The sequence below is a fragment of the Nisaea acidiphila genome (assembly GCF_024662015.1).
GTDB classification, from domain to species: Bacteria; Pseudomonadota; Alphaproteobacteria; order Thalassobaculales; family Thalassobaculaceae; genus Nisaea; species Nisaea acidiphila.
On sequence record NZ_CP102480.1, the window covers coordinates 26322 to 42653 of the forward strand.

Consider the following 16332-nt stretch of genomic DNA (forward strand, 5'->3'; position numbering starts at 1 on the left):
AATGCAGGCCGGTTGTCGGGAAGCCAATCGGACAGTCTCTCGGGGTGGAGAGTGCAATGGACCGGTTTCTGGAAGCCAACAGGCGCAAATGGAATGAGCTGGCGGAGGTTAACTTCTCTTCCTCCAATAGCGACTATGACGTCGGATCATTCATCGAAGCCCCGGATGGAATCGAGGGGCTCCACAAGACAGAGCGTGAGGAACTCGGTTCGGTCGAGGGGCTCGATATCCTCCATCTGCAGTGCCATTTCGGTAAGGACACCATCCGCCTGAAGCGTTCCGGCGCACGTAGCGCAACGGGACTGGACTTCTCCCCGGTCGCAATAGAGAACGCACGCGCATTGGCGGGGGCGACAGGAACCGACGTCACCTTCGTGCAAGGCAACCTCTACGACGCTCCGAAGCTGATCGACGGCAAATTCGATCTCGTCTATGTCACGTGGGGGACGATCTGCTGGCTGCCGGATATCGAGGAATGGGCAAGGATCGTGGCCCATTTTCTGAAACCGGGAGGACGGTTCTATTTCCTGGACCAGCATCCGGTGGCCCTGAGTTTCGACGATCTGGCGCCGGCCCCTCATGCCCCTGTCTACGACTACTTCCACAAGCCCGAACCGATCACTTTCGACGGAAGCGAGGCCTATGCCGACGAAACGGCGGTTCTGAAAACCGAACGGAGTTACGAGTGGACTCATCCGGTCGGCGAGGTTGTAACCGCGCTGATCGAAGCCGGGCTCGGCATCGAGTATCTCCACGAGTTCGATACGGTTGCCTGGAAGGCATTTGCGTATCTGGTGCCGTGCGAGGGCGGCTTGTTCCGATTGCCCGAAGGGATGCCGCGGCTTCCTCTCAGCTATTCGATCTCGGCGCGGAAACAGGACTGAATCGGCGCTTCAGGCGTCGAATTCGAGATGGAAATGCTGCGGATGCGGAGTGCCCCCTGAATCGATCTGGCCCGCTGCCCCCGGGGCCCGCCGGAGGTTCCTTTGCTTCAGCAGCGGTTTCAGGATTGCCGGGATAAGCGCCGCGTTGATGATGGCGCCGAAACAGGTGTGCATGCCATAACCCCAGATGATGTAGTCCTCCCAGGGGCGGTCTGTCCGGAAGCTGTTGGCATCCCGGATCTGGTAATTGTCGAACATCGCCGAAAGCGTGGCCGCGAAGACGAGGGTGCCTTTCCTGATCGTGACCTGCCGGAGCGTCGACGGGGCGATAACGGCATCGCGTGTCGCACGCCGGTAGATGACCGGATTGTGCGGATTGAAACGCAGGGCTTCCCAGATATAGCTCGCCATGCGGGTGTCGTCGTTCGCCTGTGCGGCCTCCTGCGCCCCACGTAGCGCGTCGGGGCGGTTCAGGAGTTCGTCCATGGCAAAGCAGCAAGCCTTGGAAATCGTCGGGATGGCTCCGATCAGAAGGCCTAGCAGATTGTTCCGGATACCAAGATCGTCCATGCCGGGAGTCCCGGCTCCCTGCAACGCGAGGCAGCGGTTCAGCAGGTCTTCCGATTCTGCAGGCGCCGCCTTGCGCGCGGCGATCGCCTGGTCGAGATAGCTCCGCATCCGTTCGGCATAGGTCATTGCCTTGGTGTCGAACGCTGGGTCGGCAGCAAGGTCTTCGAACAGGTACCAAAAAAGAATGGTGGTCCAATCCTGCATTGTGGCCGCGTCCGGCCCGCCGACACCGAAATAACGGTCGGTCATGTCCCACGGCACCGGCAAGGTCAGGCCCGGGGGGAGATCTATTTTTCCTCCCGACTGATTCACAAGGCGCTCGGCAAGGGCCGCTGCACGGGGGGCGAGAACCTCGGCGACATCGGTGTCACGCATCGCCAGATGCATGGCGGACGTATCTCGGGTGTAGTCCCAGCCTGGCTGCATGCCGAGAAAGAAATTGTTGCCACCGGTCAGTTTGCGCATCCGGGGTCCGTAGACGACCTCGAAATCGGCGTTCCGGTTCAGCACATCCAGGCAGTCCTCGCGCAGAGAGATCACCGCGGTGCCGTCATTCTCGTAGGCCTTCACGAAACGGCGAGAGAGCGTCAGGTTGGGCCAGAAGGCTCTCAGAACCGCAAGCGCTCGTCGCTGATTCAATGGAAGAGCGAAAGCGGCGGCGATGTTCTTCTTGAAGCCGCCAGCCTTTGTCAGCGCTCTGGCGCCAACGCAGAGCAGGGCGGCAATGCCCGCCAATCCGCGGCCCCATGCCTGCAGATGCCGAAAGACCCAGATGAAGGGAGTGAAAAGTGCCGCCATGCTTCGGCCGATCAGGTCGGGTCGACCACGCCCATCGCGATCATTCGCAGGGCGGTCAGCGAGGGAATGAAAAAATAGTCCCCGCCACGGCATTCGACGAAGGTTTTCAATTTGCTCATCACATAGGGCGGTTTCTCTGAAACCGGATCGGAAGGGATCGTGTGTCGCTTGTGATGGCTGTGGTCGCCGAGCAGAGGACAGGTGTTGTTGCCTTGATGAAAATCAAGTCCGTACTGGATCCAATGTTGCTGCACGAACTCGAACTGACGGAAAAGGCTGGCGCAAACCAGCATCATTGCCACGCCCTGTTCGGTTTCGTCGGATTTTTGCTCCAGATTGGAAGGCCCGTATGGCAGGCCGCGGCGCAGGATGCGGCGGCGCTTGTTGAGCTGGCTCGTCGCTGCCGCGTTCTTGTATGGCTTCCCGGTCTTCGGATCGGTTCCGATCTTATTTAGGGGGTCGAGATAATCGCGGGTGCTCATGCGCCTCAGATGGGCGCCGACCGGGCATTTGAACCCCTCCATATCATCGGCGTAACGAAAATCGGAGGCTTCCGTCGAGCGAATGAACTTCAATTGGTTCTCAAGCGCTTTCGCCGGATTTGGGTCATCGAAACCGCGATCCTTACGGAAGTCCTGCCATTCCGGATAGGTCGGAACCGTGGCGAGCGGCACCCCGTCCTTCCAGCGCCCGCACATCTTCGCACGAAGGGTTTCCCTCGCCTCCGTGGCAGAGACCCCCATGACAGACCCGTAGCGTGAGGTTTCCTCTTCCAGAACCTCGTCAAAGGTCGCCACATTCTCGTGCAATTTGCGGAACGCCATGAAGCTCCCGTTCTTCATGAATTCCGGCGGCATCGCCGTCGGAGGAAGTTCCTGACTTTCGTCCGAATGCCCGAGGAGAAACTCGCCGGCCGCGAGGGGCTTCCACTCACCGTCCTCCCGTTTACCGCGTCCGATTACGGCCGTGGCCATTTCCGACGGCCGGAGCTGTCCCTCGAACACCGGGTCACCGATGCCGTCCGCAAAGCCGAGATGCTCCATAGCGGTCGGGAGTTTCTGACCGTCGAAATCGTCAAACACCGCAGAGGCCGCTTGGAAATCCTGCGTTCCGTCGCGCCCGATTCCCGAAAGAATGCGCACACCGCCATCCGAGGCAGCGCACAGGTCACGCAACCACTCGGTCTTCTCTTCCAGTGCATCGACGGGTTCCGCCAGACCCAATTGTTTCAGCTGGGCATTGAGCGAGATCCAAATATGGACATTGTCGCTATCGTCGCCGCCGACGCGGTTGCGCCGCCATATAGGGTCCCAGTGCCGATCCCAGTCCGCGTCCTGCTCGGCCGTCTTTGTGACGTCCCGATCGCCCAGAATGAACGCTCTTGCCTTCATACCCTCGATGAATTCGTCCGGCATGCCCTGCAGCGTGCGTGTCGGCAATTCGAGTTTGAGCAACCCCATGAAAGTGAAAGCGATATTCACCGTGCAGGCGGGTTTCTGCGCATTCTCCGGCCAGCGCGCCGCCGTTGTGACCTGGCGTCGAACGGCATCGACAAAAGCGCGGCCCTTTGCGGCATCGGCAATGTTCAGAAAAAAATATCGGGCGAAGGGAAAGGAATATCGTCCATAGGCGCGGGGGATATTTCCCTGAATGTCGGCAAGATCAAGCGTCGCTGTCATGGCTGACGTCCGGTTCTGTCAAATGATATGGCTTTCATGGGGAGCGGATGACGCCGGGCTCCTGTGTCGGCCCTGACCTGTCTCCGAGCCTTGTCCGCTCCAGGAACGCACCGAACTCCCGGTAGAGATCGTCTGCACTCGCTCCTTGCTGCTCCACGAAGAAATCGCTGAATTTCTGCTGCACGTAGAGCGCTTTCAGCACCGATGGCAGATCGTCGAATTCGCCGGGAGCAAGGGGTCTCGCACCGTTTGCGAGGGCGAAGCGGACCGCGAGCAGGAATGAAAGCCCAGTGACCGCGGCCGCCGCGACCGCAGTCCAAAGCGTGCTCCAGCCAAGTACGGGGACGGTAAGGCAACCTAGTATGCGTGCGGCCAACGCCAGAATGGCGATCACTGCCGGTACGGCAACCGCTGCGATCAGCCCTTTGAACGGCAGATCGTGGAACCTGGGCAGCTTCAGATAGTAGTCATGGAACGGCATCGTGGTTTCGACATGGCATTTGTCGAGATAGGCCGCGAACCTGTCAGCGCTGTCGACCTCGTCGAACCCGACGCAATTGCTGTAGATGGCGCGAAGTTCGCTCTCCATCGTTTGCCAGAGTTCGCGCGCATAGGCCGCGCGGACCTCTTTCTGCTGTGCGGGCGAGAGGGAAGTCGGAAGTGGATCGCCATCCTTGGTAATGGCGTCGATATCTGCGCAGAAGACGAGATAGGGGGTTGTAAGCCGGTCTACCTTCTGCGGATCAATGGGATCCTCGCCCTTGATCGTCCCGACGATCGGATTCTGCCCGACGCGGCCGTTGTAAACCACATCGCTCAACACAAACATGCGCGCCAGATGGTTGCGCTTATTGCGGGCGAACGGGCTGTTTCTAGGCGCGTTCACCGTTGCCGGCGACTGCAAAGCTGTTGGCAGCTTGGCAAGCGCGACGCGAACCTTTTGTTCGAAGGACGTCGGCGACTTGTCGGACTTCGTATAGGGCTTGATCGGCGCCAGCGTGGTCAGAAAAATATGGCCGGTATCCAGATCTGGCATTGCGATTTTCCTTTCCGTGGCTAAATCCGGTTTTTTCCGAGAACAGCCTATTCTTGGTGGGTGTATCGCAGGCGGTTGATATCGGCCCGCTCCGTGGCGAGGCTGGCGACGGGGCCGAACCCCGGATCGCCGAGACCGAGCTGGATCTTCAGGCATGCGGCGAGGTAGCTCTTCCGGAACTCTTCCGGGCTTTGCGATCCATGCGCCTGTTCCAGTTTCAGCAGGGCGTCGTAGATCGCCAGACTTGTTTTGATGTCTCTTTGGGCCGCGCCCGGGGTCGCGTTGTAATAATAGTCGGTGCCGATCTGGTTATGGGTGATGTAGTCCTTGAACGGCGTTACCGGGATCGAATACGGGTACTTCGTCGCCGAATACCAGAAAAGGTCGAGGCCACTCGGTATCCCGTCCGAGAACGCGTCGATATATTGATCCCAGGTGCCGTTGAAATTGGAGCAGAACAGCGTGTAGTCGTTCTTCAGAGACTGCTTGCCTTGGCCGAGATCCGGCCATTCGTCCCGCTTGATGATCACCCAACGGGCGAAATGGATTAGAGACAGACCGAGCAACCCCATGAGGTTCTGCGGTAAGCCGCGTGCCGCCATAAATAGCAGGCGATTGATCCAAGTGATCTTGGGATCGCTCGGTGTCACGACATTCATCGCGTACGCTTTTCCGGCAATATTCGTCATATCCAATCCCACGTATCGTGACATCCGAAGGGACTAAACGAAGATGCACAATTTTTGATTGCTTACGATGAAAAATTTTTCTCTTTTATGCAGTCGCCGCGTTTGAAATCTCCTCAATGCCGTGCAGGGGATTCGGAGGGGTGGAACGGACCCTCCGGAGGGGACCAGAGTGCTTCGCCGTGCAAAAATTGAACTTTAGCCTATAACTTGTTGAAATTATGGAAAGAAATGCCGCAACAAAAATGCTCGAAAGATTGTTCCTACGTTGCAGTTCTGTTATAAGAAGAGTGATTCTAAATGTCTGTCAGCACAGCGGAATTCAGAGACTGAAAACACCTTTCCGCAGTCGCCTACACCAACCGGAAATCGCTTGAATTGACCTCGTCAGACACTTCCTCCTTCGACATTTCGCCTGTCTCCATCGAAGACGAAATGAAGCGCTCCTATCTCGATTACGCGATGAGCGTTATCGTTTCGCGGGCGCTCCCCGATGTCCGTGACGGTTTGAAACCGGTTCACCGCCGCATCCTCTACGCGATGAAGGAGGGCGGTTACGACTGGTCCAAGCCCTACCGTAAATCGGCGAACATCGTCGGTGCTGTCATGGGGCAGTATCACCCGCACGGCGACAGCGCGATCTACGACGCCATGGTCCGCATGGCGCAGGAATTTTCCATGCGCCTACCGCTGGTCGACGGGCAGGGCAATTTCGGCTCGATGGACGGCGATCCGCCGGCGGCCATGCGGTATACCGAGGCCCGCCTCGCGAAGGCCGCGGAGGGCCTTCTCCGGGATATCGACAAGGATACGGTCGATTTCGTCCCCAACTATGACGAGACCACGGAAGAGCCGGGCGTGCTGCCGGCCGAATACCCCAATCTCCTGGTCAATGGCGCCGGCGGTATCGCAGTCGGCATGGCGACGAACATCCCTCCGCACAATTTGGGAGAAGTGATCGACGCCTGCTGCGCCTATGTCGACAATCCCGGAATCACCATCGACGAGCTGATCGAGATCGTCCCGGGCCCGGATTTCCCGACCGGTGCGATGATTCTCGGCAAGAACGGGATCCACTCCGCCTATCACACCGGCCGCGGCTCGATCATGATGCGCGCCAAGGCGGACATTCAGGAGATCCGCAAGGACCGCACGGCCATCGTCGTCAGCGAAATTCCGTATCAGGTGAACAAATCCCGCCTGATGGAGCGGATCGGCGAACTTGTGCGGGAAAAAACCGTGGAAGGCATCGCCGAGCTCAGGGACGAGAGCGACCGCGAGGGTGTGCGCGTCGTTATCGAGCTGAAGCGCGACGCGGTGCCGGATGTGGTGCTGAACCAGCTCTACAAGTTCACCCCGCTGCAGACCAGCTTCGGCGTCAACATGCTGGCGCTGAACGGCGGCAAGCCGGAACAGATGAACCTGCGCGACGTGATCGTCGCCTTCATCGCCTTCCGCGAGGTCGTCATCACCCGCCGGACCCGGTTCCTGCTGCGCAAGGCGCGCGATCGGGCGCATGTCTTGGCCGGTTTGCTCGTCGCGGTGAACAATATCGACGAGGTCATCCGGGTGATCCGCGCCTCGCGCGATGCCGCCGATGCCCGTGAGCAGTTGATGGGCCGCGACTGGCCGGCGGAGGAGGTCGAGGAGTTCATCGGCATCATCGACGATCCGGGGCACAAGGTCGTCGATGGCAAGTACCGGCTTTCAGACGCCCAGGTCCGCGCCATCCTGGAGCTGCGCCTGCAGCGCCTCACCGGCATGGAACGCGAGAAGCTGATCGAGGAGACCAAGGAACTCGCCGCGAAGATCGCCGAGTACCTGGAAATCCTGCAGTCGCGTCCGCGGATGATGGAAGTGCTGCGTGAGGAACTGGTGGCGGCGAAAGAAGCCTATGCCACGCCGCGCCGGACCGAGCTCGTCGAAGCCGAGTTCGAGCACGACATGGAAGACCTGATCCAGCGCGAGGACATGGTCGTTACGGTCAGTCACAACGGCTATATCAAGCGCGTCCCGCTCTCGACCTACCGGGCGCAGAAGCGTGGCGGCAAGGGGCGTTCCGGCATGTCGACGCGGGACGAGGATTTCGTCAGCCGGCTGTTCGTCGCCAACACCCACACGCCGATCCTGTTCTTCACCTCGCGCGGCATGGTCTACCAGATGAAGACCTACCGCCTGCCGATCGGCACCCCGCAATCCCGGGGCAAGGCGCTGGTGAACCTGCTGCCGCTGGAGCAGGGCGAGTGGATCCAGACCATCATGCCGTTGCCCGCGGAAGAGGAGGAATGGGCAAACATGCATGTCATGTTTGCGACCTCGGCCGGCACCGTGCGGCGGAACGCGCTCTCCGATTTCACCAATATCAAGCGCAACGGCAAGATCGCCATGCGGCTGGACGAAGGTGACCGCCTGATCAACGTGCAGCCCTGCATGGAGGCGGACGACGTCTTTCTCACGACGCGTGACGGCAAGGCGATCCGCTTCCGGGCGACTGATGTACGTCTGTTCCGCGGACGCGATTCGCTCGGCGTTCGGGGCATTCGACTCGCCAGCGGCGACGAAGTCGTGTCGATGTCGATCCTGCATCACGTGGACTATCAGGATGTTCCGGGGTCGGATGTGCTGGAACGCGATCTCTACCTGAAGCTCGCCGGCCAGATGCGAAGGGCGACGGGCGAAGGCGAGGAAGAGGTCGAGGCACCGTCCGGCGATATCTCGCAGGAGCGTTTCATCCAGCTCAGCGCGGAGGAAGAGTTCATCCTCACCGTGACCGAAAGCGGTCTCGGCAAACGTACCTCGGCGCACGAGTATCGCATTACGAATCGCGGCGGTCAGGGGATCGCCAATATGGAACTGACCAAGCGTAGCGGCGGCGTGGTGGCCGCATTCCCGGTGACCGACACCGACCAGATCATGCTCGTCACCGATGGTGGGCAGGTGATCCGCTGCGCCGTGAACGAAATCAGCATCACTGGGCGTAGAACCCAGGGTGTCTGGATCTTCCGCGTCGATGAAGGCGAAAAAGTCGTATCCGTCAGCCTGACCGGCGAAGAGAACGGAAACGGCGCGGAGGACGCGGAGGAATCGGAAGCCGACGACAGCGGTGACGGAGACGCCACCGAGAGCTAACGGGGGACTTGGAAACATGAGAGTAGGCGTATATCCAGGCACGTTCGATCCGATTACGAACGGGCATCTGGACATCATTCGGCGTGGCAGCAAGCTGGTCGACAAACTGGTCGTCGCAGTTGCGCGCAACGCCGGAAAAGGACCGCTTTTCAGCCTCGACGAGCGCGTCGAGATGGTTCAGGACGAGATAGATCTGCTCAACAAGGCGCATGCCGAAAACGGCGTCCACGGCGAAATCGTGGTGATGTCTTTCGGTAACCTGCTGATGCATTTTGTTGAGGAGAATGGGGCTGCAACAATCATTCGCGGTCTGCGTGCGGTCTCTGACTTTGAGTATGAGTTTCAGATGGTGGGGATGAATGCGCGGCTGAATGCGAATGTCGAGACGGTCTTCCTGATGGCCTCCGACCGCAACCAGTTCATCTCTTCGCGTCTGGTCAAGGAGATCGCTCATATGGGCGGCGCGATCGATCAGTTTGTACCCAAACGCGTGGTGGAACGGGTCGAGGACAAGTTCCGGTAACAGCGCGGAAAAAAACTTGTCGGAAGTGGTTGACCGCCGGGCCCTGTTTGCATAGGTTCCGGCTTCCTTTCGGGGGCGCGTAGCTCAGCTGGTAGAGCATCTGACTTTTAATCAGACGGTCACAGGTTCGAATCCTGTCGCGCTCACCATTTTCCTTCAGATATCCATTTTGAAAGTCTCATTCGCTGTTCTGCGGGTGGTCGGCGTTCGCGTGCTGCCGTTAAATAAAATACAACGCAAAAATCGTTGTAATTTTTAAGTAAAAAATACCCTGATCCCAAAGTGGCTTCAAAGTTCAAACACGCAAGATAGATCAAGGACCCAGGACAGAAGCGCTTTGCAGCGGATTTCCAGCGCCTTAAGCGCTAACTTTAGAGTGATTATTTAGCCGCATCATCTTGATACTTGAAAATTACGCTCAATTTGACGATAGTCTGAATCATGGACGCAACACGCTGAAAGACTTCGGTGTTGAGAGGTTTCTCGGCCACTGGAAAACGGCGTGTAATCGGCTACCTTCTTGACACAAAGACGCTGAACTGGCGCGAACGGCGAAAGGGACTCGGGCGTGGGGCTCCTTGACTTCCTGAAGATCACCGCGGACTCGAAGAAAAAGACGTCGCGGCCAACCAAGGCTCAGGGCATCAAGAGTGTCAAAGCCAAGGGCAAGCTCGATTCCTGTGGAATCGTCAAGATCGACAGCTTCACCTTCAATGTTAAGGACTATAATCTGAAGGGCTTTATCATCGAGCCCTACGACAAGGATCTGTTGATCAAGAGTCAGCGTTTCCGCTTTGAAATCGACGTTTCCAAGGGCCAGCATAAAATGAAAGGCTCTGCGGAAGCCGTAGTGACAAAGGTGACCGAAAACGCGCTCGCCGCGGCGTTCACCATCAAACCTTTTGAACATTGAGACGACGGCCGGTCCATTCTGGTACCGTTCTTGCTAATCATGTCGGCGAAACCGTCCGCCAGAGCGGACATCGCGACCGGCAGGGAGATCCATCGTGGATGAACGCAAGAAACTGCTGCTGATGATGCGGGAGATCCGCAAGAAGATCGACCCCAAGGTCCTGGAGCGCGCCCATCAGGCGGCGTTGATCCAGATGGGCGAGAAACCGGCGCCGCTGCGGGATAACGAGGCATCGCGCCTTTTCAAACTCGCCCGGGCGGACAACGGAGCCCGCAAGAGCGAGGTTCTTGCCTTCCTTGAGAAGAAATTCCGTAACAAGCTGAATTGACGGCTCTACCGGGCGAGGGCTTCGATCGCCTCTGCCAACCGCTCATAGTCGGTCAGCTCGTTGTAGATCTGCGCCGAAAGGCGGCACCAGAGGGTGCCCGTCAACGGATTGATCGGGATCTGCACCCGAAATTCGTCGATCAGGCGATCGCGCAGCGCTTCCGCATCTTCCCGCGTGCTGCCGAACCCATCCGGCAGACGTACCATTGCCATGTGGCCGGTCAGTTCCGGACCGGCACCGCGTTCGGTTTCCCAGCGCGCCGCCAGCATGTCGGCAGCACCGTTGACGAGCGCTTTGTTGTAGCCTCGGATCGCATCGATCCCGAACGCGTCGATGAAGGCGAGGGCGCTTGGCACGCAGAGTTGGCTTGAGGCGTCGCGCGTTCCGACATACTCGAACTCCTCGCCATATCCCTCCTGATACCAGTGAGAAATGGCGAGAGGATGGGTCGATTTCCGCCGTGCCTCGGCGGTCCAGAGGACGCCGCAGCCTTTCGGCGTAAACATCCATTTGTGCAAGTTGCCAGTATACCAGTCGCAGGGTAGCTCCGAGAGATCGAGATCGAGCATCCCCGGCGCATGCGCTCCATCGACCAGAACCAAAGCCCCGGCGTCTCGCGCGGCCGCCGCCATCTCCTTCAGCGGAAGCACCAGAGCCGTCGGTGACGTGATGTGATCGAGGATCACGAGTGCCGGGGCCGGATCCAGAGCTCTTTTGTATGCGGAAAGAATCTCTTCCTTCGAGTTGACCGGGAAAGGCAGGGTAACGCTGTTTAGCTCCCAGCCATTGCGGGCGCTCAAGTGCCGGGCGGCATTTTTAACCGCCCCGTAGGTCTGGTCCGTGATCAGGATTCCGGAGCCTGCCGGCAGATCGAGTTCGCGCAAGACCGCGTTCACCGCCTGAGTTGCGTTCTCGACGAGTGCGAGACCGTCCGTATCGACCTTGAACCTTGGCGCGAGCGCTGCGATCGCCGCCCGCATCGCCGGCTTGTAGTCTCGGCGCATGAACCGGCTCGGCTCCAGTTCCAACTTGTCCTGCCAGATCCGCTGCGCGGCCAGCACCGCGACCGGAGTCGCGCCGTAGGACCCGTGATTAAGCTGGGTGTAATCCCGCTCAAGGGCAAAGGATCCGCGGACCGCGGCGCCGAAACGGGGCGCCGTGTTGCTGAGGGAGGCGGGACGCTGCATGGTGATCTCCAAAGGCCGGAGCTTGAGAGTGCCACGGTCGGAAGAGGGAGCGCAGCAGAATGTTTCATGGGTTCGAGCGGAAAAGCATCCGGACATCCGGGACCGAGATCAATCTGGTCACCGGCGGTCACGGCCCGGGGCTCCTGCTGCTGCACGGCTATCCGCAGACCCACGCGATCTGGCACAAGGTCGCGCCGAAGCTCGCGGAGCACTTCACCGTGGTCGCGGCGGATCTGCGCGGCTACGGCGACAGCGGCAAGCCTCCGACGGACCAGCGGCACACGCCCTATTCGAAACGGGAGATGGCGCGCGATCAGGCGGAAGTGATGAGCGCGCTGGGTATCGAGCGGTTTTCCGTCGTTGGACACGATCGCGGCGCGCGGGTCGGGCATCGGCTGGCACGGGATTACCGGGAACGGGTGGAGAGGCTCGCCGTGCTCGATATCTGCCCGACCTTGGACATGTACGAGACCACGGATATGGCCTTCGCCTCCGCTTACTATCATTGGTTCTTCCTGATCCAGCCGGCGGACTATCCGGAACGGATGATCGGCGCCGACCCGGATTTCTATCTCTCGAAGAAGCTGAAATACCTCGCCGACGAAAGCGCGATTACGGACGAGGCAATGGCCGAATATCTCCGCTGTTTCCGCGATCCGGCGACGATCCATGCGAGCTGCGAGGATTACCGTGCTGCAGCCGGGATCGATCTCGACCATGACCGGCAAGACCGGGACGCGCCGCTCGATATTCCGGTCCTCGCGCTCTGGGGCGAAAAAGGGATCATCGGCAAGCTCTATCGGCCGCTCGAGGTCTGGCAGGACTACACGACCGGGCCGGTGACCGGCGGCGCGGTTCCGTCCGGCCACTACATCCCGGAAGAGGTTCCGGAGCGCCTTCTCGCAGAGCTTTCGGCCTTTCTGGAGGGCTGAGCAGCAGCGATTGCGTCCCGCCCCGGCGTGCCTATATGGTCAGGCTTGGGACAGGGAGTATCTCGCACATGACCAAGGACAATCCCGGCATCGTTCGGCCGACCTTTTTCGGGCGGCTCAGGGCCTATCTGCTCGCCGGCATCCTGGTCACCGCGCCGATCGGCATCACGCTTTACCTCACTTGGGTGATCATCGATTTCATCGACGGCCAGGTGATGCCGCTTTTGCCGGCGCAGTACCATCCGGACAATTACCTGCCGTTCTCCGTTCCCGGCATCGGCCTGATCGTAATGCTGGTCTCGCTGACCGTGATCGGCTGGCTGACGGCAGGCATTCTCGGCCGCTGGATGATCCGGCTGAGCGAGCACCTGATGGCCCGCATGCCGGTGGTCCGCAATGTCTACGGCGCCATCAAGCAGATCATGGAAACCGTGATGGCGCAGCAGTCGAACGCGTTTCGCGAGGTGGTGCTGATCGAGTATCCGCGCCGCGGGATCTGGGCGATCGGCTTCATCACCGGCGCAACCCACGGCGAGGTGCAGAACGCGACGGAAGACGAGATGGTAAACGTCTTTCTGCCGACGACACCGAACCCGACATCCGGCTTTCTTCTCTTCGTACCGGCGCAGGATATCTACCGGCTGCACATGACGGTCGAGGAAGGGATCAAGATGGTGATCTCTGCCGGCATCGTGACTCCGCCTGACCGCCGCCCGAAACAGAAGCAAGCCGAAGTCCTGATCAAGGCTTCGTCCGAGAATTCACCCATATCGGACGAAAACCCCTGAGAACCCGCTTTCTGAACGGAACATCCTATGACGCGTAAACTTGTGTCCTCGGGCTCTTACCTCGAGCCCGAAATCGGTTTCAGCCGGGCCGTCCGCTCCGGTAATTTCATTGCCATCGCCGGAACGGCGCCGATTGGCGCCGACGGCAAGACCGACGGGGTGGGCGACGTGTACCGGCAGACCGTCCGTTGCCTCGAAATCATCCGAAAGGCGATCGAAGATGCCGGCGGGTCGATGGAGGATGTCGTTCGTACCCGTATCATGCTCACCGATGCCAAAACCTGGAAGGAGGCCGCGCGGGCGCATGGGGAGGTGTTCGCCGACATCCGACCCGTGACCACCGTGATGGAGGTCTCTGGCTTCGTCGATCCGGACTGGCTGGTGGAGCTGGAGGTCGACGCGGTCTGCCAATCCGAGGGCTAACCGCCCCTCAGATAGCGGATCGCGGCATCCCGCTCGAAAAGATAGAGCAACACCCGAAGGGCGTCGCCGCGTTCTCCCTTGAGATCCGGATCGTTCGTCAGCACAAGCCGCGCGTCGTCCCGCGCCGCCGCCAGAAGATCGTCATGAACGGCGAGATCGGCAAGGCGGAAGGTCGGCAGGCCGCTCTGCTTAGTACCAAGGATTTCGCCGGCGCCGCGCAGATTCAGATCCTCCTCGGCGATCCGGAAACCATCCTCGGTCTCCCGCATGACCGCGAGCCTTGCGTGACCGGTCTCGGAAAGCGGGGCGCCATAGAGCAACAGGCAGGTCGACGCCTTGCTGCCGCGCCCGACCCGGCCCCGAAGCTGGTGCAGCTGAGCCAGGCCGAAGCGTTCGGCATGTTCGATCACGATCACCGTCGCGTCGGGAACGTCGACGCCGACCTCGATGACGGTCGTGGCGACGAGGATATCGACCGGTCCATTCTTGAACCGGTCCATGATCTCGTCCTTCTCGGCCGCCTTCATCTTACCGTGCACCAGCCCGACGCGGCCCGGATAGAGCGTGCTCAGATGCTGGAAACGTTCCTCGGCCGCGGCGACGTCAAGTTTCTCCGATTCCTCGACCAGCGGGCAGACCCAATAGGCCTTGTTGCCGGACGCGGCGGTCCGGCCGACGGCTTCCGCCACCTCGGACAGACGGCCGAGCGGGATGGTACGGGTATCGATCGGCTGACGCCCCGGAGGTTTCTCGGTCAGACGTGAGACGTCCAAATCGCCGTAGGCCGTCATCGTCAGGGTGCGCGGGATCGGCGTCGCGGTCATCACCAGCGTGTCCACGGCCGCTCCTTTCTCACCGAGACTCATGCGCTGGTGCACGCCGAAACGGTGCTGCTCGTCGATCACCGCGAGTGCCAGATCCCTGAAGGCGACGGTTTCCTGGAAGAGGGCGTGCGTGCCGACGACGATATCGACTTCGCCGCCCGCGATCCGCGCAAGCAGTTCCGTCCGGCTCTTGCCCTTGTCGCGCCCTGTCAGAACCGCCATCCGGACGCTCGCGGCCTCCGCCAGCGGCTGCATCGAGGCCATATGCTGGCGGGCCAGGATTTCAGTCGGCGCCATCAGGGCCGCCTGCGCCCCGCACTCGACCGCATTCAGCATGGCGAGCAGGGCGACCACGGTCTTTCCGCTGCCGACATCGCCCTGGATCATCCGCAGCATCCGCTCCTCGGCGCCCATGTCGCCATAGATATCGGCGAGCGCGACGGTCTGCGTATTGGTCAGCTTGAAGGGCAGGGCCGTCTCGGCCTTGGACCGCAACCGGCCGTCGCCCTTCAGGACGCGGCCCTTGCGCCGCTTCTGATGCGCGCGGACCAGCGCCAGCGCGAGTTGGTTGGCGAGCAGTTCGTCGTAGGCGAGGCGCTGGCGCGCGAGGGAGGAGGGATCGATATCCGCCATTGATCCCGGCGCGTGGGCCGCCATGAGCGCTTCGCGCCAGGCCGGGAATTGCCGCATGGCGAGGAACGGCTTGTTGCCCCATTCGGGCAGCTCCGGAACCTCCGGGAGGGCGGCCGTAATTGCCTTGCGCAGGGTCTTTTGCGTCAGGCCATGTGTCAGCGGATATGTCGGCTCCACCTGCATGACGCTCTGGATCTCGGCTTCCGGAACCATATGATCCGGATGGGTCATCTGCAGACGATTGTTGAAATGCTCGACCTTGCCGCTGATGGCGCAGCGCGTGCCGGTCGGCAGCATCTGCGAGATGTAGTCCGCCTTGGCGTTGAAGAAGACGATTTCCATCTCGCCGGTCTCGTCCCAGGCACTCACCCGGTAGGGCTGCTTGCGGCTGCGCCCCGGCCGGTGCTCTCCAATCGTCACCACCAGTGTCGCGACCACATCGTCTGGCGCCTCGGCGATCTTCGGATTGAAACGGCGGTCGATGATCCCGCTAGGCAAATGCCAGAGCAGATCGATCACCGAACGGCCGGCGAGCGTCTCCAGCAGTTTCGCGATCCTCGGACCGACGCCGGGCAGGCGCGTCGTGTCGGCAAAGAGGGAATAGAGAATTTCCGGTCGCAAGTTATCCGCCGATGCTATTAAGTGCGCGGCTCCAGGTCGCGGGCCGAGGGCTGACACGCCAAGGCTTCGATTTATATCCTAGCCGATGCTTCAGACAAACCGGGAGTGAGACCGATGAGCGGGCTCGACGATCGCCGCAAGAAACTGATTTATCGAAGCGCCTATACCGGCACCAAGGAAACCGACCTCCTGCTCGGCGCCTTTGCGCGCACGCATATCGCCGAGCTTGATGAAGAGGGCCTGGACACCTATGAAGCGCTGCTCGAAATCCCCGATCCGCGGCTCTACAAGTGGATCACCGGGCAGGAAGAGGCGCCGGAGGAATACGAGACGCCAATCCTCGCAATGATCCGAAACTTCAAACTCGTCGACTAGTCT

The 16332-nt window shown here is 60.4% G+C and carries 15 protein-coding genes and 1 tRNA gene; 10 read left to right on the forward strand and 6 right to left on the reverse strand.

What is annotated here, in order from left to right; genetic code table 11:
- Positions 1-56 precede the first annotated feature (56 nt).
- Complete coding sequence (locus tag NUH88_RS00140) at positions 57-884, forward strand: class I SAM-dependent methyltransferase (RefSeq protein ID WP_257769159.1); 828 nt, start codon at positions 57-59, stop codon at positions 882-884.
- A 9-nt stretch (positions 885-893) separates the two neighbouring features.
- Here NUH88_RS00140 and NUH88_RS00145 read toward each other — a convergent pair whose 3' ends face one another.
- From NUH88_RS00145 to NUH88_RS00160, 4 genes are read right to left on the reverse strand one after another with little or no spacing between them, the layout of a single operon-like run.
- Positions 894-2252: a cytochrome P450 gene (locus NUH88_RS00145; RefSeq protein ID WP_257769160.1), complete on the reverse strand. Its 1359-nt coding sequence runs from the start codon at positions 2250-2252 to the stop codon at positions 894-896.
- A gap of 11 nt (positions 2253-2263) precedes the next feature.
- Positions 2264-3931: a Dyp-type peroxidase gene (locus NUH88_RS00150; protein ID WP_257769161.1), complete on the reverse strand. Its 1668-nt coding sequence runs from the start codon at positions 3929-3931 to the stop codon at positions 2264-2266.
- A gap of 34 nt (positions 3932-3965) precedes the next feature.
- Positions 3966-4967: a hypothetical protein gene (locus NUH88_RS00155; protein ID WP_257769162.1), complete on the reverse strand. Its 1002-nt coding sequence runs from the start codon at positions 4965-4967 to the stop codon at positions 3966-3968.
- Between the two features lie 47 nt (positions 4968-5014).
- Positions 5015-5656, reverse strand: coding sequence for a hypothetical protein (locus NUH88_RS00160; protein ID WP_257769164.1), 642 nt, complete (start codon positions 5654-5656; stop codon positions 5015-5017).
- A 375-nt stretch (positions 5657-6031) separates the two neighbouring features.
- Between NUH88_RS00160 and gyrA the strand changes: the two genes are divergently transcribed.
- The 5 genes from gyrA to NUH88_RS00185 all read left to right on the forward strand — a co-directional run bounded on the left by gyrA (position 6032) and on the right by NUH88_RS00185 (position 10546).
- Complete coding sequence (gyrA, locus tag NUH88_RS00165) at positions 6032-8782, forward strand: DNA gyrase subunit A (RefSeq protein WP_257769166.1); 2751 nt, start codon at positions 6032-6034, stop codon at positions 8780-8782.
- A 16-nt stretch (positions 8783-8798) separates the two neighbouring features.
- Positions 8799-9305 carry a pantetheine-phosphate adenylyltransferase gene (gene coaD, locus NUH88_RS00170; protein ID WP_257769168.1) on the forward strand — a complete coding sequence of 169 codons (507 nt, stop codon included), beginning with the start codon at positions 8799-8801 and terminating at the stop codon, positions 9303-9305.
- A gap of 73 nt (positions 9306-9378) precedes the next feature.
- Positions 9379-9454 (forward strand) — tRNA-Lys (locus NUH88_RS00175).
- Positions 9455-9873: 419 nt separating this feature from the next.
- Complete coding sequence (locus NUH88_RS00180) at positions 9874-10218, forward strand: hypothetical protein (protein ID WP_257769170.1); 345 nt, start codon at positions 9874-9876, stop codon at positions 10216-10218.
- A gap of 94 nt (positions 10219-10312) precedes the next feature.
- Positions 10313-10546 (forward strand): hypothetical protein, encoded by a 234-nt coding sequence (locus NUH88_RS00185; protein ID WP_257769172.1) that lies wholly within the window; start codon positions 10313-10315, stop codon positions 10544-10546.
- A gap of 5 nt (positions 10547-10551) precedes the next feature.
- Here NUH88_RS00185 and NUH88_RS00190 read toward each other — a convergent pair whose 3' ends face one another.
- The gene (locus NUH88_RS00190; RefSeq protein WP_257769174.1) at positions 10552-11733 is read right to left on the reverse strand and encodes an aminotransferase class V-fold PLP-dependent enzyme; all 1182 of its coding nucleotides are present in this window, start codon (positions 11731-11733) and stop codon (positions 10552-10554) included.
- Between the two features lie 59 nt (positions 11734-11792).
- Between NUH88_RS00190 and NUH88_RS00195 the strand changes: the two genes are divergently transcribed.
- From NUH88_RS00195 to NUH88_RS00205, 3 genes are all read left to right on the forward strand, one after another.
- A complete protein-coding gene (locus NUH88_RS00195) occupies positions 11793-12665 on the forward strand; it encodes an alpha/beta fold hydrolase (RefSeq protein WP_257769176.1) in 873 nt (290 codons plus the stop codon).
- 68 nt (positions 12666-12733) lie between these two features.
- Positions 12734-13453, forward strand: a complete 720-nt coding sequence (locus NUH88_RS00200; protein ID WP_257769178.1) for a DUF502 domain-containing protein — start codon at positions 12734-12736, stop codon at positions 13451-13453.
- Positions 13454-13480: 27 nt separating this feature from the next.
- Entirely contained in the window at positions 13481-13876 is a 396-nt protein-coding gene (locus NUH88_RS00205) for a RidA family protein (protein WP_257769180.1), read from the forward strand.
- Here NUH88_RS00205 and recG read toward each other — a convergent pair.
- A complete protein-coding gene (gene recG / locus NUH88_RS00210; protein WP_257769181.1) occupies positions 13873-15954 on the reverse strand; it encodes an ATP-dependent DNA helicase RecG in 2082 nt (693 codons plus the stop codon). The genes NUH88_RS00205 and recG overlap by 4 nt on opposite strands.
- 114 nt (positions 15955-16068) lie before the next feature.
- Between recG and NUH88_RS00215 the strand changes: the two genes are divergently transcribed.
- Complete coding sequence (locus NUH88_RS00215; RefSeq protein WP_257769182.1) at positions 16069-16329, forward strand: FAD assembly factor SdhE; 261 nt, start codon at positions 16069-16071, stop codon at positions 16327-16329.
- The last annotated feature ends 3 nt before the right edge of the window (positions 16330-16332 follow it).